This is a genomic window from Mycobacterium sp. FW102-FHT13B02 (assembly GCF_058790275.1).
Map to the genome: position 1 here is coordinate 417761 of NZ_JBYTCM010000002.1, position 19961 is coordinate 437721.

Annotated in this window: 20 protein-coding genes, 1 tRNA gene and 1 pseudogene; 13 read left to right on the forward strand and 9 right to left on the reverse strand. The window is 62.8% G+C overall.

Annotated elements, in window-relative coordinates:
- The first annotated feature begins 33 nt into the window (after positions 1-33).
- Positions 34-408: a YciI family protein gene (locus tag AC3WTE_RS04905; RefSeq protein WP_492436075.1), complete on the forward strand. Its 375-nt coding sequence runs from the start codon at positions 34-36 to the stop codon at positions 406-408.
- Positions 405-1631, forward strand: a complete 1227-nt coding sequence (locus AC3WTE_RS04910; protein ID WP_492436076.1) for an RNA polymerase sigma factor — start codon at positions 405-407, stop codon at positions 1629-1631. Before AC3WTE_RS04905 ends, AC3WTE_RS04910 begins: the two co-directional genes overlap by 4 nt.
- Here AC3WTE_RS04910 and AC3WTE_RS04915 read toward each other — a convergent pair.
- On the reverse strand, positions 1628-2227 hold the full coding sequence (locus AC3WTE_RS04915; RefSeq protein WP_492436077.1) for a CGNR zinc finger domain-containing protein: 600 nt from the start codon (positions 2225-2227) through the stop codon (positions 1628-1630). The two genes, AC3WTE_RS04910 and AC3WTE_RS04915, sit on opposite strands and share 4 nt — an antisense overlap.
- A gap of 115 nt (positions 2228-2342) precedes the next feature.
- On the opposite strand from AC3WTE_RS04915, the gene AC3WTE_RS04920 reads away from it, so the two are divergent.
- Positions 2343-2879, forward strand: coding sequence for a carboxymuconolactone decarboxylase family protein (locus AC3WTE_RS04920; RefSeq protein WP_492436079.1), 537 nt, complete (start codon positions 2343-2345; stop codon positions 2877-2879).
- 55 nt (positions 2880-2934) lie between these two features.
- Here AC3WTE_RS04920 and AC3WTE_RS04925 read toward each other — a convergent pair whose 3' ends face one another.
- Positions 2935-3525, reverse strand: a complete 591-nt coding sequence (locus tag AC3WTE_RS04925) for a hypothetical protein (RefSeq protein ID WP_492436080.1) — start codon at positions 3523-3525, stop codon at positions 2935-2937.
- Positions 3526-3782: 257 nt separating this feature from the next.
- Here AC3WTE_RS04925 and AC3WTE_RS04930 point away from each other — a divergent pair, with 257 nt between their 5' ends.
- From AC3WTE_RS04930 to AC3WTE_RS04940, 3 genes are all read left to right on the forward strand, one after another.
- Positions 3783-4862, forward strand: coding sequence for a sensor domain-containing diguanylate cyclase (locus AC3WTE_RS04930; RefSeq protein ID WP_492436082.1), 1080 nt, complete (start codon positions 3783-3785; stop codon positions 4860-4862).
- 70 nt (positions 4863-4932) lie between these two features.
- Positions 4933-5718 carry an EAL domain-containing protein gene (locus AC3WTE_RS04935; RefSeq protein ID WP_492436084.1) on the forward strand — a complete coding sequence of 262 codons (786 nt, stop codon included), beginning with the start codon at positions 4933-4935 and terminating at the stop codon, positions 5716-5718.
- A gap of 84 nt (positions 5719-5802) precedes the next feature.
- Positions 5803-5876 (forward strand) — tRNA-Leu (locus AC3WTE_RS04940).
- Between the two features lie 639 nt (positions 5877-6515).
- Here AC3WTE_RS04940 and AC3WTE_RS04945 read toward each other — a convergent pair.
- The 4 genes from AC3WTE_RS04945 to AC3WTE_RS04960 all read right to left on the reverse strand — a co-directional run bounded on the left by AC3WTE_RS04945 (position 6516) and on the right by AC3WTE_RS04960 (position 9166).
- Complete coding sequence (locus AC3WTE_RS04945) at positions 6516-6767, reverse strand: hypothetical protein (protein WP_492436086.1); 252 nt, start codon at positions 6765-6767, stop codon at positions 6516-6518.
- Between the two features lie 164 nt (positions 6768-6931).
- Complete coding sequence (locus tag AC3WTE_RS04950; RefSeq protein WP_492436088.1) at positions 6932-7870, reverse strand: HNH endonuclease; 939 nt, start codon at positions 7868-7870, stop codon at positions 6932-6934.
- A 541-nt stretch (positions 7871-8411) separates the two neighbouring features.
- Entirely contained in the window at positions 8412-8786 is a 375-nt protein-coding gene (locus AC3WTE_RS04955; RefSeq protein ID WP_492436089.1) for a hypothetical protein, read from the reverse strand.
- Between the two features lie 110 nt (positions 8787-8896).
- Positions 8897-9166, reverse strand: a complete 270-nt coding sequence (locus AC3WTE_RS04960) for a DUF3761 domain-containing protein (RefSeq protein WP_492436090.1) — start codon at positions 9164-9166, stop codon at positions 8897-8899.
- 146 nt (positions 9167-9312) lie between these two features.
- Here AC3WTE_RS04960 and AC3WTE_RS04965 point away from each other — a divergent pair, with 146 nt between their 5' ends.
- The gene (locus tag AC3WTE_RS04965) at positions 9313-9600 is read left to right on the forward strand and encodes a hypothetical protein (RefSeq protein ID WP_492436092.1); all 288 of its coding nucleotides are present in this window, start codon (positions 9313-9315) and stop codon (positions 9598-9600) included.
- 119 nt (positions 9601-9719) lie between these two features.
- Here AC3WTE_RS04965 and AC3WTE_RS04970 read toward each other — a convergent pair whose 3' ends face one another.
- The gene (locus AC3WTE_RS04970) at positions 9720-10355 is read right to left on the reverse strand and encodes a PAS and ANTAR domain-containing protein (protein ID WP_492436300.1); all 636 of its coding nucleotides are present in this window, start codon (positions 10353-10355) and stop codon (positions 9720-9722) included.
- A gap of 239 nt (positions 10356-10594) precedes the next feature.
- Here AC3WTE_RS04970 and AC3WTE_RS04975 point away from each other — a divergent pair, with 239 nt between their 5' ends.
- From AC3WTE_RS04975 to AC3WTE_RS04990, 4 genes are all read left to right on the forward strand, one after another.
- Positions 10595-11224: a cutinase family protein gene (locus tag AC3WTE_RS04975; protein WP_492436094.1), complete on the forward strand. Its 630-nt coding sequence runs from the start codon at positions 10595-10597 to the stop codon at positions 11222-11224.
- Between the two features lie 614 nt (positions 11225-11838).
- Positions 11839-13299, forward strand: a complete 1461-nt coding sequence (locus AC3WTE_RS04980; RefSeq protein WP_492436096.1) for a hypothetical protein — start codon at positions 11839-11841, stop codon at positions 13297-13299.
- A 603-nt stretch (positions 13300-13902) separates the two neighbouring features.
- Positions 13903-14244 carry a hypothetical protein gene (locus AC3WTE_RS04985; protein ID WP_492436098.1) on the forward strand — a complete coding sequence of 114 codons (342 nt, stop codon included), beginning with the start codon at positions 13903-13905 and terminating at the stop codon, positions 14242-14244.
- Between the two features lie 245 nt (positions 14245-14489).
- On the forward strand, positions 14490-14972 hold the full coding sequence (locus tag AC3WTE_RS04990; protein ID WP_492436100.1) for a MarR family winged helix-turn-helix transcriptional regulator: 483 nt from the start codon (positions 14490-14492) through the stop codon (positions 14970-14972).
- 486 nt (positions 14973-15458) lie between these two features.
- On the opposite strand, the gene AC3WTE_RS04995 is transcribed toward AC3WTE_RS04990, so the two are convergent.
- Positions 15459-16895, reverse strand: a complete 1437-nt coding sequence (locus tag AC3WTE_RS04995) for a hypothetical protein (RefSeq protein WP_492436102.1) — start codon at positions 16893-16895, stop codon at positions 15459-15461.
- Between the two features lie 856 nt (positions 16896-17751).
- Between AC3WTE_RS04995 and AC3WTE_RS05000 the strand changes: the two genes are divergently transcribed.
- Positions 17752-17883, forward strand: a complete 132-nt coding sequence (locus AC3WTE_RS05000; protein ID WP_492436103.1) for a hypothetical protein — start codon at positions 17752-17754, stop codon at positions 17881-17883.
- Positions 17884-17901: 18 nt separating this feature from the next.
- On the opposite strand, the pseudogene AC3WTE_RS05005 reads toward AC3WTE_RS05000, so the two are convergent.
- A pseudogene (locus AC3WTE_RS05005) lies at positions 17902-18099 on the reverse strand (hypothetical protein); the annotation flags it as partial.
- Positions 18100-18646: 547 nt separating this feature from the next.
- Here AC3WTE_RS05005 and AC3WTE_RS05010 point away from each other — a divergent pair.
- Entirely contained in the window at positions 18647-19792 is a 1146-nt protein-coding gene (locus tag AC3WTE_RS05010; protein ID WP_492436104.1) for a zinc-binding dehydrogenase, read from the forward strand.
- Positions 19793-19961 lie beyond the last annotated feature (169 nt).

Sequence of the window (19961 nt, forward strand, 5' to 3'; positions counted from 1 at the left end):
ACTCGACGACGAAAGGTCACCGCAATGCGCTACATGGGTTTGGTCATCATGGATCCCAACCAGGGTCCGCCGCCGCAGGCACTGATGGACGCGATGGAGGTGTACGTCGGCAAGAACGCCGCTGACGGCATCTATGTCGATGGTGGCGGTTTGGGGCAGGGGGAGAACCGGATCGGCTACCAGGTCCGTTCCGGTCAGCTCAGCACCACCGACGGGCCGTTCGCCGAGGGCAAAGAGATCATCGGCGGCTACGCCGTGCTCGAGTACCGCAACCACGCCGAGGCCGTCGAAGGTGCCCGTTCGTTCACCGAGCTCCATCGCGAGAACTGGCCCGAGTGGGAGGGCCGCGTTGAAATGCATTTGATCGAGGGAGCACCCGACCAGGAACCGGGTGCCTGCCCCGGGTGACAACCGCTGAGGCCGTGACCGCCGCGTGGCGTGCCGAATCGGCACGCCTCGTGGCGGCGCTGGCTCGCATGACTCGTGACATCGACCTTGCGGAGGACGTCGCGCAGGATGCGCTCGTCGCCGCGCTGGAGGAGTGGCCGGACCGCGGGATCCCCGCCAACCCCGCCGCCTGGCTCATGACCGCGGCGAAGCGACGGGCCATTGACCACATCCGCCGTGCCGAGACGCTGCGCCGCAAGACCGAGGAAGTCGGGCACCGGCTGGAGGAGGTCGATATGCCGGATTTCGAAGGGCAGCTCGACTTCATCGAAGACGACGTGCTTCGGCTGATGTTCCTGACCTGTCACCCCGAGCTACCTGCGGCGTCGCGCGCGGCGTTGACGCTCCGTTTGGTGTCGGGTCTGAGCACGGCCGAGATCGCCCGCGCCTTCTTGGTGCCGGAATCGACGATGGCGCAACGGATCAGCCGCGCCAAGAAGAGTCTCATCGGCGCGGACATGGAGCTGCCGGCCGGGGCTGAGCGCATCGACCGGATCGACGATGTGCTGGCCGCCATCTACCTCACGTTCAACGAGGGCTATGTGGCGACCGCGGGCGAAGACTGGACGCGCCCGGACTTGTGCTTCGAAGCGATCCGGCTGGCGCGCACGGTGGCCGCCATGGCGCCGGACATCCCGGATGTTCTTGGGCTGCAAGCACTTGTCGAACTCCAGGCGTCGCGCATTCCGGCTCGAATCGATCGGGACGGGGCGCCGGTGCTGTTGGACGATCAGGACCGGGCCCGCTGGGACCACCTGCTGCGGCGCCGCGGACTGCAGGTGCTCAAGCGCGCCGAGAAACTTGCCCAGGCGGGCACGCCTGTCGGGACCTACTTTCTGCAGGCGGCCATCGCGGCCTGCCATGCCCGCGCCATGCGGGCCGAGGACACCGACTGGCAGCGGATCGCGGACCTGTATGACGTGCTCGCCGTCGCCGCGCCGGGTGCCGTCATCGAGGTCAACCGCGCGGTGGCGCACGGACGTGCCTATGGAGCCGAGGCGGGGCTCGCGGTGCTCGATGCGCTCGGTCCCGATCCGCTACCCCGGTCACCTCTGCCGGCCGCGGTGCGCGGAGATCTGTTGGAGCGCTTGGGCAGAACAGCGGAAGCGTCGGCGGCGTTCGCTCACGCCGCCGAACTCAGCAGCAATGAGGCAGAGCGCTCGCTGCTACTGCGTCGGGCCTAAGCTTGACTTGTGCGGATTCGGGCATAATGCCTGGCGGCTCGGACGCGGTTGCCGCACATTTCGGAGCACCACTCGCGGCGCGGCCGTGACTTCACGAAGTACAGCACGCAGTGGGGTGCGCGGCAGGCTCGCAGGTTGATCGCCTCTGGTCCGGCGAGCAGCTCGACGCCTTGGTATGCGAGTTCTGCAAGCGCACTTCGTATGGGTGAGGTGAGCTGCGCGCTGACGGCGCCCAGTGCGCCGTTGTGCAGCGTGAGTTCGGCGCGCGGACGGTCGGCGGCGAGCTCGTTGACCACGTCGATCGCTTGGCTGACCTCGCCGACGGGGGACTGGGCCGTCGGGCGATCGTCTGCGGTGACGTGGGCAGCCAAGCGTCGCAGGCTGTCGCGCAGCAGGACGGCGTCGTTGAGTTCGGCTGGACTCGGCTTGCCCAGTACGCGGCGGTCGTGCTCGGTGACGTCTGCCAGCCAGTCGCGCAGCACCGTCGGGCTTGCCAGTTCGTCGTGTACGCCGCGGGTATCTGCCCAGATGGTGTTCATCAGCCGCACCGGGGCTGGTTCATCCGGAAGCATCCAGGCGGGCGTACTGGTGGCCACGCCCGGAATTTTATCACGGATAGATGGTGTTCTACCCGTTAGAAGCTCGCGTACAGCTTCTAACGGAAAAACTTCGCTCTATCCCTTAGGTGGATGGACTAACAAAGGAACGCCGATGACCAACTTCGCCCCCATCGAGCTTGAGGCCGCGACCGGCAAGGCCGCCGAATTGCTTGCGCAAGTGAAGAAGTCGATGGGTCAGACTCCCAACATGACCAAGGTGATGGCCAACAGCCCCACCCTGCTGCAGAGCTATCTGGCACTGTCCGGCGCGGCGGCGGGCGGTACTCTCAAGCCCGCCGTACGCGAGCGGCTCGCCATCGCGTCCGCTCAGCTCAACGGTTGCGAGTACTGCTTGTCGGCACACACCTTCACGGGCGCCAAGTTCGCCAAGATCGATGCCGTGGAATTGGACAACGCCCGCCGTGCCGAGTCGGATGACCCGCACATCGCTGCCTTGCTCAAGCTGGCAGTCGCCATCGCCGAGAACGCCGGTGACGTGAACGACGCCGAACTAGCGGCTGCGCGCGACGCGGGAGTCTCCGACGAGGAGATCGGCGAGGTGGTTGCCAACGTTGCGCTGAACACCATGACCAACTATTTCAATGTGATGGCCCGTGTCGCGAATGATTGGCCCGTGGTCACGTTGTGATCCTGGCCGGCCCTGACCCAAGAGACTGGCCAAAACCCTTGAGTGACGCGAGGGATTAGGCGGGCTTCTTGGTCAGGTCGGCGTTCTCGTCCTCCTGGATCGCGACGCCGTCCTTCTGCGAGGTCGATTCGATCGATCCGATCGAGGAGTTCAGGTCGGTGATGCCGCTGGCGTCGCCGCCCTTCAGCTTGTCGAACGCGGCCTGGACGGTGTCGCCGAGCTTGTCGAGCGGCGCGATGATCGCCTTGCACAACGTGGGATCGGCCTGCACGTCGGTGGCGGCCAGCCGGACCTCACGTTTCACGAACAGCGCCGCGAGGCCGCCCTTGACGAATGCCGTGATCCGGCCGTTGGCGCCCTTCTTGAATGTGCCGGCCTGGAAGGGCTTCCACAACCAGCGGTGGAAGGCGCCGAAGGCCAGGCCGCTGTGCGCGACGAACTTGGTCTTGGCGAAGGACGTGGTGGCCTGCGCCGGGCAGGTCTGGGAGATGGGCGCGGCGTCACCGGCGTCGCCCGAGGGATCGGCGGGGATGGACTCCGACGAGCTGGCGCTGTTTCCCGTCGATGCCTGTTTGTGCCCGCAGCCGCCCACCAGCAGGACGACGGGGATGACCAGGACTGCGATCAGGCGGACCAGCGTGTTCACGAGTTGCCTCCAGCAAAGATGGCTCGGTACCAGGACCGCGCGAAGCTAGCACTCGAAGCTGGGCGTTTGGTGGCAAGGTGGCTCCGGGTGGCCTCGCCAAATCGGCTCAAGGATGCGAATCTGGCCGGCTTCGCGAGATCCATGCGAAAAGTACGCTTTCATTTACCTGCAGGGGCAGCAACCATTATATTGACGAAGACGTAACAATCTTCCCCGTCGTAGTTGCCTTGAGTTTGACCGGAGCCATGGAGGCCCCAGTGACCGCAGAAGCCGTGGCACCTGAGTCGATCACCAGTGGCGAGTTCACGGACGCCGACTACACCCGGGGCATGGAGCGCCTGATGAAGGCGGTCCAGGAGCTGTCGATGGCCCGCAGCCTGCCCGATGTCCAGCGCATTGTCCGTACTTCCGCGCGCGAACTGACTGGCTGCGACGGCGCCACCTTCATCCTCCGGGACAACGGCATGTGCTTCTACGCCGACGAGGACGCGATCGAGCCGCTGTGGAAGGGCATGCGGTTCCCGATGGAAGCGTGTGTCAGCGGCTGGGCGATGCTGAACAAGGACGCGGCCGTGATTTCGGACATCTACCAGGATGCCCGCGTGCCGCACGAGGCGTACCGACCCACCTTCGTCAAGAGCATGGTCATGGTGCCGATCCGGACGCTCGATCCGATCGGGGCCATCGGCAATTACTGGTCCTATGCGCGGCAGCCCTCTACCAGAGAGGTCGGACTGCTGCAGGCACTGGCCGATTCGACGTCGATCGCGATGGAAAACGTTCAGGTCTACACCGAACTCGAAGAACGGGTGCGGGACCGCACCGCGGATCTCGAGAAGGCCAAAGCGGAAATCCACCAGCTGTCGATCTCCGATGAATTGACCGGGCTACTGAACCGCCGCGGCTTCTTCCTGCACGCCGAACCCGCCCTCGAACAGGCAAAGCGCAACGGGCACAGCGCCGCGGTGGCCTTCCTCGACGTCAACGGGCTCAAACGCGTCAACGATGAATACGGCCACGAGATGGGCGACGAGCTCATCCGCGACGTGGCCACGGTCTTGCATGCCACGCTGCGCAAGTCCGACATCATCGGGCGGATGGGCGGGGACGAATTCTGCGTCCTGGTCAGTGAAACCGACGGGCTGTCGGTCCTCAGGAGGAGGATTCTGGACGCCTTTCAGACGTTCAACGACACCCACGATCGCGTCTATCGGCTCTCGGCCAGCGTCGGCCTGCTCCACGTGTGGCCTGCCGACACCGGCACGCTCGAAGAGCTGCTGGCCCGCGCTGACGAGCTCATGTACGAGGAAAAGCGCGCCGCACCCGGGCAGCGTTGAAAACGATCGGATTGCGATTGCCACGCTGGTTCAATGGTCTGCCTAGGGTGCAGGCGTCGATGACGGGCGGGTGAACGCCATCTCAGAGCTTCTCGTAGAACTTCGCCAGGCGATAGACCGGGACGAACTCTCGCTGGTCTATCAGCCCAAATTCGACGCGCGCACGGCCTTGGTTGTAGGGGTGGAGGCGTTGTTGCGCTGGCGCCATTTCGACCGCGGTTTACTGCGGCCCGCGGACTTCCTGCCGTTGGTGCGTCAGCATGGCCTGATGGGCCAGGCCACGGGTCTGGTCGTCCACATGGCGCTCGACGACGCCCTGCAGTGGTGCGCTGCCGAGGCGAAAGTGCCTGTGGCCGTTAATCTTTTCGCTCCGTTGCTCAGTGACCTGAACTTGCCGGACCAGTTATGTCAGGCCTTGGACGAGCGCGGGCTGCCGCCGACGGCGCTCACGGTCGAGATCACCGAAGATCTGTTCGTCGACAACATGGAAGACACCCGAACAGTGCTGGCCGACTTGGCCAACCGCGGCATCAGGATCGCCCTCGACGACTTCGGCACCGGGTACTCCGCGCTCACCTACCTGTCCGACCTGCCGATCCATGAGATCAAGCTGGACCAAGACTTCATCGCACGGGTCACGGTCGACGAGCGCGCTGCCGTGGTGGTGAGCGCGATCATCGACCTCGCGCACAAGCTCGGTTTCGAGACCGTCGCGGAGGGCATCGAGAGCGCCGAATCAGCCGCACAGTTAAGGGATTTCGGCTGCGATGTGCTGCAGGGCTACTTCCTCAGCCCGCCGCTGCCGGCCTCCGAGGTGTTGCGTGTGGTGGATGAGGACGCACGGCCGACGTTCTAGGGCGCGCCGGCTCTTCTGGCGTCTGGTTGGGGCCGGATTCAACGGCCTGGTCGCCACGTCATAGGTTGATAGCCGCTTCACCAAGCCCCCATAGCCCAATTGGCAGAGGCAGCGGACTTAAAATCCGCCAAGTGTCGGTTCGAGTCCGACTGGGGGCACTGGAAATTCGCAGCTAGTAGAGGTTTTATCGTTGTCTAGGCTCGTTGACCGTAGACAAACCGTAGACTGTCCGGCAGGACTGGTCGCCGCAGAACGCCCGGTACGGGCGGTGTGGAAGACATGTGGGTGAACTCTGATAACACCCCGACGAAGCTTGCGCGGGGACCGTGGGCAGAGGGCGGGGTAAGCCGCAAGGCAAAGGTTCCCGTTGGCGGGCGTGGTATGTCGGAGATGACGGCCTACGTAGAACTAAGAAGTTCAGAATCAAAGACGATGCCAAGACGTGGGTTGGCGTTCTTCAGGGCGAGGTTCGCACGAAAGTCTGGGTCAATCCCGACGTGGGGCGCTGACACCTTCAAGGCGGTAGGTGAGGAGTGGTTTGCAACGAAAGCGCTTTGCAAGCCCAAGACTGTCGCCGGGTACCGCAGATCTTGGACACGCATGTTCTGCCCAAGTGGGGTTATACAGCGCTGAAAGACATCACGTACCGCGAGCTGGCCCCGTGGATCGCCGGGTTGGGCTTGTCAGGCAGCCTAGTGCCCCAGTTAGACGCCAGTTGTCGTCGAACGACATCGACGCGGCTAGGTCCGATTGGTTTCTGACAAGCCTGGCAATGCCGTCTACCGCGGCTCGGGGCATTACTGCCGTGGGCGAACCTTCAGACCTGCCTGGAGGATGCGGGTCTCAAGGCTAAGGAGGTCAGTTCGGCGTTCCATCAGCTCCATCTCCAACCTCATGACGGATAAGGCCAATCGAAACAGAACTGCGTCGATATCGTATCCGTTGTTGACGCTATCGGCTAGAAGTTCACGGATGTCGTCAATCATGTCCGCGGTTATGGGCATACGGTCAGGGTCGAGCACTTGGTCCCGCGCAAACAATTCCAGCACGATTTCTCCCCTCGGATCGCCGCCAATTCACGGCAAAGGTGACACACGCTTACAGCCACTAACAGGAGAAGTCTAGACGCTGACCCAAGCGTCATATGTTTTTGGAAACGCAATTCCACGACGCTTCGCAATCCAGTCTGCTTTTCTCCCTACTCGAAGAGCGGTCAGGCAACCTTATTCGATTTGGTCCGGTTGCATCGCCAGCACAGGGTCTGCAGATTGTCCGGTGTCGTCAAACCACCTCTGGAAACTGGAATGATGTGATCCACCTCTAGAAGGAGGTGCGGCTCCGCCGCGAGCGACACCCGGCAGTATCGGCACGCGTGGTTGTCGCGTGCTTTGATGGAGTTGCGGAGCCTAGAGGTCATCAGCGCACGTTGGCCGGCAGCACTCTTTCTCCAGCGGATCTTCTGCGAAAGTGTCTCGATGAGTGCGTCGATCGTCGGGGAGTTGAACGTGACTGTTGTGCGCTGTGAGCTGTTCCCACCGGCACTTACGTATTCGAAGATGTACACCGGGTAAGGCACCGTGATCGGCGATAGTTCGACCCCGACGTGCTTCATGAACTCGCCCGCGTAGTGCTTCAAGATGAATGCGGGTGGATTGATCGACTGCTTGATGCTAGCTTCACGCTGCTGGAGGTTGTACACGGCGTCTTGGAGTCGTGCGATGTCGTCACCCAGGTTCTCGACGTCAGCAAGATGCGTCTCGTCAGCCTTGATGTTGAAGTATTTCATCACGTACTTGAGGGGATCACCACTGGCGCTACGCACAACCTGTAGTGAACAGTTATGCACATTCGGTGCCTGGTAATTCGCCACGTTCCGATCGCGGCGGTAGTTCCAATTACTCGTGTTTTGGAACGACGCCAGATGCGCCTGCGAACCGGTGAACGACGCACCAAGCTGAAACGATCCGCGGCTACGAATCTCGGCAATGTACTGGGCAAGTTCGTTGTGCTCGGCGACGAACGATGCGATTTGTTTCTTATGGGTTAAGAACTCTTCGCCAGCAAAGTACCGCTCTTTGAGGATGTATCGACCGATTCGATATGCGGCCCAGCCCGCGATCCAGATAAAGCCGAGTATTAGTAGAGCTTCCATGTCCGTTCAGACGTCCCCTCGCTGATTCTCCCCTTGAGCGAACAGACTCTAACAACGCGCTACGACGGGCTTTCGCGTCACCATGGTTGTCAATACCGGTTGCGTCGCGCCGGGGCCCTAAGCGATAACCACAATCAAGCCGTGCCCAGAATCGTTCACACCGACACAACGCTTCGCGTGGGGCCAGGTGTCTGAGTTCGTTTCAGTGCATTGCATGGTGTAGGTCTTTCCAGTTACCGGACTGAATGCGGTGATTATGGTTCCAGGTTGCGCGTACCAGGAATAGCGCACGTTGTCCGCGAATGCGCAGCTGGTGTCCTCGGTCACGACTCCGGTTAGCCCTGATGGGCAGAGGTCGAATTCCTCGGCTCGGACGGTCGCTGCCGCGACGACGGCAGTAGGAACAGTAATTGCGAATGTGGCAAGAACCGTCGCTGTCGCTTTCATGGATTCCCCTCCTGTACACGCTATTCATAGGGATTAGCAAGCTTCCCACAGGGATTGGTGAGTTTGCACGGTAATTGCCGGTTGGCGTGATGGCCTACCCTCCGAAACCTTCGAGAAATCCTCTAAGGAAGGACTTCCCGAGTTCGCTTTGCACTTCTGGTGTGCCGAAATATAGAGCTTGGTGCTGCGGGCAATAGCCAATCAGGGACCCCAGTGCGACGTTCTTGGCTCCCTGCTCGTTGAACTGCCAGCTATCAGTGAAAGTGAAGCCGTTCATTGATTGGATGAAGTCATGGACCGTCATCGCGTCAGGGTTTTGGTCGAGTGCTACGCAGAGTCCTGGACCGTATTTGTCGATGGCCAACGCCACATGCGGGTCGACGTCAGCACCCGCGGTCGGAGCGTTGTATACGAGCCCTCCGCTCCATGCGCCAAGAGCGATGACCGCCGTAAAGACTATTCGCGACATGAGCGGCTTCCTGCTGGGGTGGGGTACGAGGGACGCTGACGCGGTGGCAGAAATCGCTCCTGTAGCCACAACTACCCGCGCGTAGCTGCGGGGAGGTGCGGTTTGTGGCGTCAGGAAGTTAGCCACCGCGATACACCGCCATGCCGGGAACATGTACCTGTGTGGTGCTGGCTAAATGAGTAATCGCCATCGCGGCAAATGGCAGTTGCGTCAGGGGGAGGGGTGTTCCCACTGGTGGGTGCGGTTGGGTCCTGTACGCAATTGCCGCTTGAGTTTGTGTAATCGCCACCCGGGCAGGCTGATGCGGTCGCCGGGACCGCTGCTTGTATGCTGCACCACAAACCTGCTGCAGCCGAAATCGACAATATGCAACGCAGCACGTAGAACCTCCGGCAAACGGAGCAGACAAGATACGTCCATTAGCGTAACGCTCGGGTTGTCCGACATTTAGCGGAATCGTCAAAATTTGCCACTGAGGTGCGAGTGACGGCCGAGGGGCGCTATATCCTCTCAGGAGGCGACTTTGGTGGAGTTGACCATCTCCTTCGACATGGACCTGGTGGTTCTGGTGATTCGGCAAGGCCGGATCGCGGCCATCGAATCCGGTCGTTGCATCATCACTGGGGCGTTGGCGATCGCGGGGTCCGAGGTCGCCAAACGTCAGGGGCGGTTCGACTTGTTAGGCGAAATCCCGCTCGGCCATGGGCTGGTGCCGGCCGGACCCACTGGAACTGCTCTGCCGACCAAGCGCCCAATAGTGTCCGATCCCATTGTCGGCGAACGTGTTCCGAGCCGTGCGGCTCAATTTCGGTGATGTTGCGGCTGCTCTGAGATGCGTGTCCACGGGGAGGGGACCGAGCTGGTCGACAGTGGGACTGATCTCAGCCGACCGTGCTTGGCCGCGCGATACGCGTCGTTACGCCACTGTTCCTGCTAGAGGCGCCCGAGCTTGTCCCTCTCGTGCTTGGTTCCTCGCAGTGCTTCGGTCTCGTCTTTGATGGGGAGGTCGGCCACGAGTAGATGGTCGATGGTGCCGATGCTGTCGGGGGAGAGACCCTTGCGGATCAGCCCCTCGACGAGTTCCGTCGCAACATCCTTGAGCTTGCGCTGGACGGCTTGTGAGCGCCATTTGAGGATGTCGAACGCCTTCTCCGCATCGATCCCGTACGCCACCATGAGCACGCCCTTGGCTTGGTCGATGATCTCGCGCGACTTGGCAACGTTGGCCACTTCCCTGGTGATGTCGGCCTGCAATCCAGCGCTGACATCGATGTAGTAGCCCTGCGTTCCCACCGTCCGCCCAGCTTCGTCGGTCAAGTGGTCGCTGACAACGACGACCCAGCGCGTTTGCCCGTTCGTGTCGATGATGCGGTGCCGGCTGCTGAACAAGCCGCCCGCTTCGACGCGGTGGAGGAGCTCAGAGACTTTCGCCCGATCATCTGGATGCTTATGGCGCAGGAGCAGTTCGGTGGTGGGTTGCACTTGTCCCGGCTTGTAGCCGTGCATGCGGGCAACCGTGTCCGACCACACCCACCGGTGGTCGGCCAGGAAGTACTGGAAGGTACCGATTGTCTGGGCGTAGCCGCCCGCCAAAACCGCGGCAGGCCCCCACTGTTGGGAGTCTGGTGCTCCGCGCTCAGTGGTAGCTGGCTCAATATCAGACATGGCCCTCACCAATCCACGACACGATAGGCAACTGCCGAGCGATAAGCGCTAACCGAGGGTAGCCACGCGTAGACCATTCAAAACATCGCCGTAGTTCTATGTGATCGAGAACCCGGCACGTCGGTTGCCTACGATCAGTTGGTATGACCCGCAAACTCGCGTTGATCTTTGCAGTCGCCGCCTTGGCCCCGGCCATCCCGACAATCGCCCCCGCACTCGCCGCCGCGGCGCCGTGCCCCGATGTCCAGGTGGTGTTCGCCCGCGGCACCAGCGAGGGGCCGGGCCTAGGCAGTGTCGGCCGCCCCTTCGTTGACGACCTCACCGCCCGGATCGCACCGCGCTCGGTCGAGGCGACGCCCGTCGACTACCCGGCGAGCAGCGACTTCGCCGTCAGCACGCCGGCCGGCATCGACGCCGCGCGGGCAGTCATCGAGTCCACCGCGGCCACCTGCCCCAAGACCAAGATGGTGCTCGGCGGCTACTCGCAGGGTGCGGCGGTCATCGAAGGAGCCACCAACGCGGCACCACAGCTCGCCAGTCGCGTGGCCGCCACCGCACTGTTCGGCGCGCCCCGCACCGGTTTCGCGGGCATGCTCGCCGGTGGACCGCTACCCGAGCTGGCACCGCAATACGCGGCCAATTCCATCGACGAGTGCGCCCCGGGTGACCCGATCTGCTGGGTGGATGGCGGTTTCGACGTCGGTGCCCACGCCTCCTACGTGCAGTCCGGAAAGGTCACGGAGGCAGCTGATTTCGCTGCCAGTCGCCTCTAGCTTTCCGCGATCAGGTATTCCCACCACTCGAGCATTCGAGTGCCGGACAGGGGTGAGCGATGCCGACTCGGTCACCATCTGTCCGACTCTAGCGACGCCACGCGTGTGTGCGGTGCCAGGTCGAAAGTGCGGGCTGTCGTGACGACACGCCGGTGGACGCACCGATATGCCGCACTCTCGGCGTAGGGCTACGCCGCGGACATGCGACCGGACTGATCGCCGCTCGCCCAGCGCGATGTCTCGTACCTGAACTACGCGTCGGCGCGCAGCTTCCGGACCACCCGCGCCGCAGCTGCCTTCTCCTCGGCGCTACACCGACAGCTGGTGGGCGTGTTTCCCGAGGACGACTCCGTGGGCGCGTCTGCATCCTCGAACCGAAGGTCAGGAGTCCTGATTTCCAGGGCGATTCATATTCGGCATTTCAAACATCTTTGCGCTAATAGCTTTATGAAGTTGATTACCCTCACGCGGTTAACTTTCTGTCGTTGAATTTCAACTTCGGATAACGAAAATGGTGCGCAAGAATTCTCATAATTTTCGGCCGAATTCGCCCCACGCCGCGATCAGTGTGCATTAATTTGCGAGTTCACGTTACTGATTACTGAGGGGGAGTTATGCAAACGTTTGTCCGGACCGGTATGACCAGCGGTGTGGCACTGATCGGAGCGAGTGCCATCGCGCTGTCACCGATAGTGGTGGCACCGCAGCAGGTACACCTGCCGGCGGTTCCGGTGTCAAGCCTCGCGACGACGTTGACCGCGTCGGTCAATCCCATCAGCGAATGGGCGCAGGTCCTGACAACAACGTTCAACAACGTTTCGGCCCTCGGCCAGCAGGTGTGGGCCGACCCCGCGCCCATCCTGAAGCAGATCCTCATCAACCAGCTCGGCTACGCGAACACCATCGCTACTGACCTGGGCGCAGCCGGCAACGGTTTCCTCACGGCCGTGACGGCACTTCCGCAGGCTTTTCAGCAGGCCGCTCAACAGCTGGCCGCCGGCCAGATCAGCGCAGGCATCAACACGGCGTGGGGCGCCGTGCTCAACTTGGTGGTAAACCCCGGCTTCGCACTGCTGCAAGGTCAGACGCTCAATATCCCCGGCAAGGTTATGCAGAACGTCGCCAACGTAGCCAAACTACTCCCCGATCTTATTGTCGGTATTGGCTTTTCAGTGCTCGGCACAGTTGGCGGCGTCGAGAGCGCGTTTGCGGATACTGCGCAAGCGGTGTACGACGGGGTGCGCGCCGGCAACGTCGGAGCGGCGCTGAACGCGATCGTCAACGCCCCGGCCGTGCTCACCAACGCCTTCCTCAACGGGTATGGGCCAACGGGATTCGGGGGGCTTCTGGCTCCCGGAAGCGGCGTGGTTCCCATACTGGTGATCGCCGTTCGCGACGCCATCGCGCAAGCGCTTGGCGCACCGGTGCCGGCCGCGGCGGCGGCCGCGTCCCCCGCGCCCGTCGCGGCGAAGGTGGCCGATGCCGGACCGTCCGCTGTTCCGTCGGCTGCTTTGTCGGCTGCGACGGTCACGCTGGGTGCCGAGAAGGTGACGACGCCTGATAGCGCGAAGACCGCGGCGACGAAGACCACGGCAGCAGAACCCGCCGCGGCGGCGCCAGTCGCCACGGGGCCAGCCGCAGGGGCACCCGCCGCGACTTCGCCTGAGACGCCTTCCCCCGCAACCGAAACGAAGCCGGAATCGGGTACGACCTCGGGTGGCACCACTGCGCCAACCGGTGGCGCCGGCACGCCAAACGGTGGCACGACCGGCGGCACAAAGACCGGTACACCCGGCACGACCGGTGAGCCGACGAAGCCCACCAAGCCCAGTGGATCGACCGGGAGCCAGACGGGCCCGGGCAGCACCACTGCGCCAACCGGTGGCAGTGGCACCAACACCACCAGCGGCACCACGGCCGGTACGCCCGGCAAGACCGGCGAGCCCAAGAAGCCTATGAAGCCCACGAAGCCGAGCGGATCGACCGGGAGCGGGACGGGCTCGGGCAGCACCGGCTCCGGCAGCGGTGGCGGTGCATCTGCATCCGGAGGTGGCGCTTCCCACGCCGCCGCGTAGTCACACCCTTTTCATGACCAGTGGGCCCCGCTCATGAGCGGGGCCCACTGCCGTCTGGTGCATCGAGGGGCGACAGACCTGGAGCGGCCCGCCGGAGCCCTGGTTCCTGGTTTGGGCGCACGAAATTACGCATTCAATACTTCTCTGGTAATAGTTTTCTTTTGTGAATTCTCAATACTGAATAGTGAATAACAATTAATGAATGCGACACGGCTATCGAAACGTATTCAATATGTGCATGGAATTTGACCGGAGGCGCGTTATGTTTTCTTCGCTCTAACGCGGCGCGGCATTCCGGCCACGTCGTTACTTCACCTCTTGGAGATAACAATGCGATCGAATACGTCCACGTTGCGTCGTGCCGGCGCTATCACTCCGATGGCCCTCGCTGCCGCACTTTGTCTGGCCGGGACGGCACATGCAGCCGTCTCTGTGAATTGGAGTTGTCAGGCCTCGGTTGGGACGTCGAGTATGACAACCTCGGTTACGACCTCCGCGCCGAGTTCGGTGACCGCGGGTTCTCCTGTAGCCATTACCATTGCACCGGGTTCATCGACGGTTCCGACGTCGGCGGCCGGTGTTACGGTCGTCAAGATCAGCAATATGAAGATGCTCATCCCGGTCCCGGCCAACTCGACATATGTCTCCTCCAGCGCGTCCGGTGGATCTGTCGCCGGCACGACGGCCCTCGTGGGCAGTAATGTCGAGCTCACTGTTCCCGGCCCAATTGCCGGCGGCGCGACCTACACACCTCCCCAAGTCACCATCAACGTGACGGCCAACGCTCCCGGCTCAATTACCAGCAAGTACGCCGGCACCGGCTACGCCGACCCCGGCATGACCTTCACCACCACCGTGAAACCGCCGCTTGTTCCTCAAATCGACGTCGCAACCGCGTGCTACCCGAATCCGTCTCCGACGCTCACCACCACGACCGTCACCTAACTCCGGTTGGCGCGCAGAAAATAGCCGACTGTACATCTTGGCGCTGATCGGATCAGGTCAGATTCAGTGCATGACCTCGGGGAAGTGCAGCGGTGAACGGCCCTCGACTGGGCTGACTGACCGGCCCAGTCGAGGGTCATTGCCATTTTCTAGTCCAAGCGTCAATAATTCCATCCGGAACCACTCGACCATCGCTATGATCAGGCCCAGTCATAAAGGACACCTTGGGGGAGGTCTTTCGTCCGATGGCAGCTGAACTCGCTCGGATCGCCGCAGACCTGAAGAGAAGACTGGAATCTTTTCACGGCGCTGTCGACGAATTGGCGCACGAACTGATGAGGATGCTCGGCGTCAATCACACAGATCTCCGTGCCCTGTTACACATTCTCCTTACGGGCGAGAAGGCAACGACGCCGGGACTTCTGGCTGACCGGCTCGGTCTCACCGCCGCCGGCACCACAATCGTGCTCAACCGCCTCGAAAAGCTGAAATACGTCAGCCGATCGCTGCATCCGACCGATCACCGCCGAGTAGTTGTGTTGGGCACAGAACTTGCGGCTCGCCGTATCTCAGAACTCGTCGCCCCGCTGCTGGATCAGGGCGGCAAGATGTTGTTGAGCTACAACGCGGCGGAGATCGCCCTGATCGTCGGGTTCCTCAGCCGTACGGAAGAACTGCAGCAAGCTCATTTGAAGCAGATGCGTGAACTGGATCCATACCCCCAGTAGGGGTCGTCGATCGCCACAACCGTGAACCACGCGGACCTGGCGTGCAATGCCAGGAGATTCCGTTCTATTTCGCTGAACTCGTTGGTGCACAGGGTGTCTGGTTGCTGTCGAGCGTCACACTGACCGCTAGACGCCACGATCCTGTGCTCGGTTGAGCGGGAAGCGAAAAGCCGATATCGGCCCCAGACTTCGGGAGTGCGGGTCGCGCGCGCACAAGGAATGCGGTGGTCCGGGAAACTGATTGACTCACGGACATGTGGGGTGGCGGTCAGCTTGGGAGCGCCGGGTGTGTTCGTTGCTCTACGCACAAGTGAATCACCTTCGCGCGCCGGCGAATTCCCACAGCATCCGGCCCCCGAGCCCGTCGGTCTATCCAGACCAGGAACCAGGGCTCGGGGACCGCTGCATGTCTGGCGACCCCTCGCGACACCAGATGGCAGTGGGCCCCGCTCATGAGCGGGGCCCACTTGTCTTGAAAGGGTGTGACTACGCGGCGGCGTGGGAAGCGCCACCTCCGGATGCAGATGCACCGCTACCGCTGCTGCCGGAGCCGGTGCTGCCCGAGCCCGTCTGGTTCCCGGTCGATCCGCTGGGCTTGGTGGGCTTGGTGGGCTTGGTGGGCTTGGTGGGCTTGGTGGGTTTGGTGGTCTCACCGGTCGTGCCGGGTGCACCGGCTGTGGTGCCGCCGGTCGTGCTGGTGCCACCAGTTGGTGTGGTGGTGCTGCCCGAGCCCGTCTGGCTCCCGGTTGATCCGCTGGGCTTGGTGGGTTTGGTGGTCTCACCGGTCGTGCCGGGCGTACCGGCTGTGGTGCCGCTGGTGGTGTCGGTGCCACCGGTTGGCGTGGTGGTGCTGCCCGAGGTCGTACCCGATTCCGGCTTCGGTTCGGTTGCGGGGGAAGGCGTCTCAGGCGAAGTCGCGGCGGGTTCCGCCCCGGTGGTCTCCGCAGCCGCGGTCTTCGTCGCTCCGGTCTTCGTCGCTCCGGTCTTCGCGGTATCAGGCGTCGTCACCTTCTCGGCACCCAGCGTGACCGTCGCAGCCGACAAAGCAGCCGACGGAACAGCGGACGGTCCGGCATCAGCCACCTTCGCCGCGAGGGACGTGGACGTAGTCGGAGCGATCGCGTGGGCGATCGCGTTGAGGCCTTGGATCACCTGGTCGATCAGTCCGCCTGAGGTGAGCAGCCCAGGGGCGCCGGACAACGCAAAACCGTTGAGCACCGCGTTGACGATTGCGCCGGGGGTGGCGACAAGCGCATTGACCGCGCCCGGCAAATCCCTGGCTTTCAGGGCGTCGAGGACGGCCTGCGCTTGAAATGCGGCCGCCTGCATGGTGCCGTTGACGGTGCCGATGACTCCGAATCCCACGCCGACCAGAACGCTAGGGGCCACGGCGACGGCGTTCGCGAAGTTCTTTGCCATGGTGACCGGAATTTGAAGAAGTTCGAGCAGCGGGAAGACCGGACCGATGATGAGTCCGAGCCCGGCACTGAACAGCGTGTTGTAACCGTCGTAGATCTGGCCCGCCAGAATCTGGCTGACGCCGTGTTGAAGCCCTGCCGGGAAGCCGTCGGGGTTGTCCAACCGCAATTGGTCGACGAGATTCCCGAACGAGGATTGCAGTGCCGCGAACGTCTGCCCGCCGTATCCGAGGCCGTTGATGAGCAGCTGGTGCAAGATCGGTGCGGGGTTCTGCATGTAGGTATTGACGAGCGTACCGCCGTTGGCGAGAGCGTCTCGGATGATCTGCCCCCACTGCTCGATCGGGTTCACCGCCGCGGTGAGAGCAACCTTCGCCGAGGACACCGCTCGCGCTTGTAGTTCGGCGATGGCGGGCATCGGTTGGGCGATCGGGGCGAGCGCTATCGCACCGGCACCCGCCAGCGCAATACCCATATTGATGCGTGGTGGAACGGCAACCTGCATGCCATCTCTCCTTAATTGACGGTCGTGACACCGGGGAGGTTACCTGGGCGGAAGTCAAATTCCGCAAGTATTTTTATATTCGTTGCGGTACCCTGTCCGTCGCAATCTAGATCGAGATGCATCATTGCTGTTCATCGATTTTTGGAGCAGTTCTCAGCAAATCGTTACTCTAATTTGTTTGATTAAATCAATTTAGCTAAATCCGCTTAGCTAAAGGTAGTTAACTAAATGCGGTTAACTAAATTTGGTTAATTGAATGTGCAACAAAAGTCGAGGGCGCTCAACGGGCGTTTATTTGATTTGCCGCCGGTCAGAAACGAAGGCCCGGGCGCCGTTGTGGCCGCGGGTGAGTCGCCGGTGGCGCGGGCGCCTTTCGGCGAGACGGTGGGTATCGCAAGCGGCGGCAGGTGCGGGCAGTGCCGCGTTCGGCGGTGGCAGTGGCCGTCCCGGTGTCATCCCGGTTGTGCTATCCCGGCTTCGCCTCGTTTGGTGTGGCTGTCTTGTTTGGAAACGGATCGGCAAACTCCGGTCGAAGTGGCGCCACGTAGGCAATTGCCTGCTCGCAGGGAGTTCCAAGGTTGCTTCCGTTGGGTCCCGGGCAATACACGTGGACCATTCGGGCGCCGTGCGTATGCAGTTTGCTACCGACCTGGCGCCGGGCGCTTAACTGTCCGCTTTGTGGCCTATGAGCTGGGCTGTTCGGCTGATGCGTGAGGGGTATCGCCATTCTGGAAGTAGCTGTAATTCGCGAAAACTGTTGCTTTATAACTTACTGGTGGGTTAATTTGGCGACGCCGCGGGCTGAGATCGCTGACACAATCGAGAGGTGGGGTAATGCAGCTGACGATGAGGCCGTATGTCGCTGCGGGTAGCCCTGGTGGGTGGTGGGACGAAGACCGGCGACACCAAGGCCGGCGGGAGTTGTGAGGGCTCGTCCAGGCGCACTGCGGCCGGCGGCGCCGGCGGCGGTCCCGCCGGAGCCGAGTAGCTGAACAGGTTGTGGCCTCTACTGGAAGGCGGAGGGCCACAATCGTTTTGGGTGTTCGATCGGCGCGGCGGCCGACTGTTCGCGGAGCAGCCGAATACCGCGCGACGTCAGCACGAACACCAGGAGCAGTCAGACGGGTGGACGCGCGAGCTCCCACGCGAACAGCGCGGCGAACGCAGGCGCGCGCTGGGTGATCGCAAGTACGCCTGCGGTGCAGTCAGCTCGCCCGCCTAACGGCGGAGACAGGAAGCGATCACAATGTCATGCCGAAACCGCGACGGTGGCAATCGGGTTCGTCATTCCGCCGCAGCCGCAGTGGTCAGCGCAGGTACCGCCATCGGCTCGCGCGCATGACCGAGCCAACTTCCCTCATGAGAAGCTCTTCGACGTCGGGCACGGGGATCGTTTCGGTCATGCCGGCGGGTGTGCGCTGGCAGGCGCATTGCACCTGCGGAGAAATGACTGCTCGTCTCCATCTGTTGAAAGGGATAGCGGTCAACGACGCGCACGAGCACGCTTACAGGACTGGTTGCACTGTCAGATGGCCGCTCGTTGTCGCGCGTGGTTCGCCCACGACCGGATCACTGCGTGGCTCACAGGGACGACCGTCGATGAACGATTGCTACCCAGCGGGGTAGAGCCGGTTGTGCATGGTCGGATCACTCATGTTGGGTAGCAGTCCTTTTTCCGTCGGCGATCGCCGGTCATGTCGCTGCCGCCGCACTAATGTTCAGGTGAGGGTTCGACGATCGGAGGCATACCAATGACCGAAGCACCACCGGAGACCGGTTTGGAATTGCGGTCGTTGGTGACACCGGACGGCATGCTCGAACTCTCGCTGCACGACGTTGACGTCCCCAAACCGGCTGCCGACGAAGTCGTCGTCCGCGTCGAGGCATCACCGGTCAATCCGTCGGATCTGGGACTGCTGATCCCTGGCGCCGACATGTCGGCGGCGACGGTCACGGGCACCCCGGAGCGCCCCGTCGTCACCGCGCCGCTGCCACCCGGGGCGCTGGCCCAGCTGTCCGTCCGTGTCGGTCAATCACTTCCGGTCGGCAATGAAGGCGCGGGCACCGTCGTGGCGGCGGGGGAGTCGGCCGCGGCGCAGGCACTGCTCGGCAAGACCGTGGGCATCGCCGGCGGCGCCATGTATTCGCAGTACCGCGTGGTCAAGGCCGTAGCCTGCCTGGTGCTGCCCGACGGCGCGACGGCGAAGGACGGCGCATCGTCGTTCGTCAACCCGCTGACCGCGCTGGGCATGGTGGAAACCATGCGCCGGGAAGGACATTCGGGCCTGGTGCACACGGCGGCGGCGTCGAACCTGGGCCAGATGCTGGCCAAGATTTGCCTTGCCGACGGGGTGCCGCTGGTGAACATCGTCCGCAAGGCTGAACAGGAAGAGATCCTGCGCAACCTCGGTGCGACGTACGTATGCAACTCCGCCGCAACGACTTTCGAGCAGGACCTTGTCGACGCGCTGAAAGCCACATCCGCGACGCTGGCCTTCGACGCCATCGGTGGGGGCACGCTGGCGAGTCAGATCCTGAACGGCATGGAGCAGGCGGCCAACGCCACCGCGACGCAGTACTCCCGCTACGGCTCGTCCGTCCACAAGCAGGTGTACATCTACGGCAGCCTCGACACGAGCCCCACCGTCCTGACCCGGAGCTTCGGCATGGCGTGGGGCGTCGGCGGCTGGCTGCTCACGCCGTTCCTCGCCGGCGCGGGAGCCGAGGTCATCGGCAGGCTGCGGGCCCGCGTGGCCGCGGAGCTCACCACCACCTTCGCGAGCACATATACGCAGGAAGTCTCCTTGGCCGGCCTGCTCAAGCCCGAGGCATTCAACAGCTACCTCAAGAAAGCCACTGGTGAGAAATTCCTGGTGACTCCCCAGGCGGCCTCGTAACGCCGGAAGGCATGGCGCCGCTCAATTTGCTAACAGCCGTCATCACTTTGGTGGCACCGACCTTGTGATGGCGAGAAGGTGGCCATCGGGTAGCCGCCGCGTCAATTTACGGTTTGCTACAGGTTTGCCATTTTGCGCATCACCAGCCTGCCGACGGTCGTACCCTGCA

Bases quoted from the DNA above. Each gene is read 5' to 3' on its own strand.
- AC3WTE_RS04905 (WP_492436075.1), top strand. From the start codon at position 34: ATGGGTTTGGTCATCATGGATCCCAACCAGGGTCCGCCGCCGCAGGCA.
- AC3WTE_RS04920 (WP_492436079.1), top strand. From the start codon at position 2,343: ATGACCAACTTCGCCCCCATCGAGCTTGAGGCCGCGACCGGCAAGGCC.
- AC3WTE_RS04950 (WP_492436088.1), bottom strand. From the start codon at position 7,870: ATGGAAGCTCTACTAATACTCGGCTTTATCTGGATCGCGGGCTGGGCC.
- AC3WTE_RS04955 (WP_492436089.1), bottom strand. From the start codon at position 8,786: ATGTCGCGAATAGTCTTTACGGCGGTCATCGCTCTTGGCGCATGGAGC.
- AC3WTE_RS04975 (WP_492436094.1), top strand. From the start codon at position 10,595: ATGACCCGCAAACTCGCGTTGATCTTTGCAGTCGCCGCCTTGGCCCCG.
- AC3WTE_RS04980 (WP_492436096.1), top strand. From the start codon at position 11,839: ATGCAAACGTTTGTCCGGACCGGTATGACCAGCGGTGTGGCACTGATC.
- AC3WTE_RS04985 (WP_492436098.1), top strand. From the start codon at position 13,903: ATGAAGATGCTCATCCCGGTCCCGGCCAACTCGACATATGTCTCCTCC.
- AC3WTE_RS04990 (WP_492436100.1), top strand. From the start codon at position 14,490: ATGGCAGCTGAACTCGCTCGGATCGCCGCAGACCTGAAGAGAAGACTG.
- AC3WTE_RS04995 (WP_492436102.1), bottom strand. From the start codon at position 16,895: ATGCAGGTTGCCGTTCCACCACGCATCAATATGGGTATTGCGCTGGCG.
- AC3WTE_RS05000 (WP_492436103.1), top strand. From the start codon at position 17,752: ATGTCGCTGCGGGTAGCCCTGGTGGGTGGTGGGACGAAGACCGGCGAC.
- AC3WTE_RS05010 (WP_492436104.1), top strand. From the start codon at position 18,647: ATGACCGAAGCACCACCGGAGACCGGTTTGGAATTGCGGTCGTTGGTG.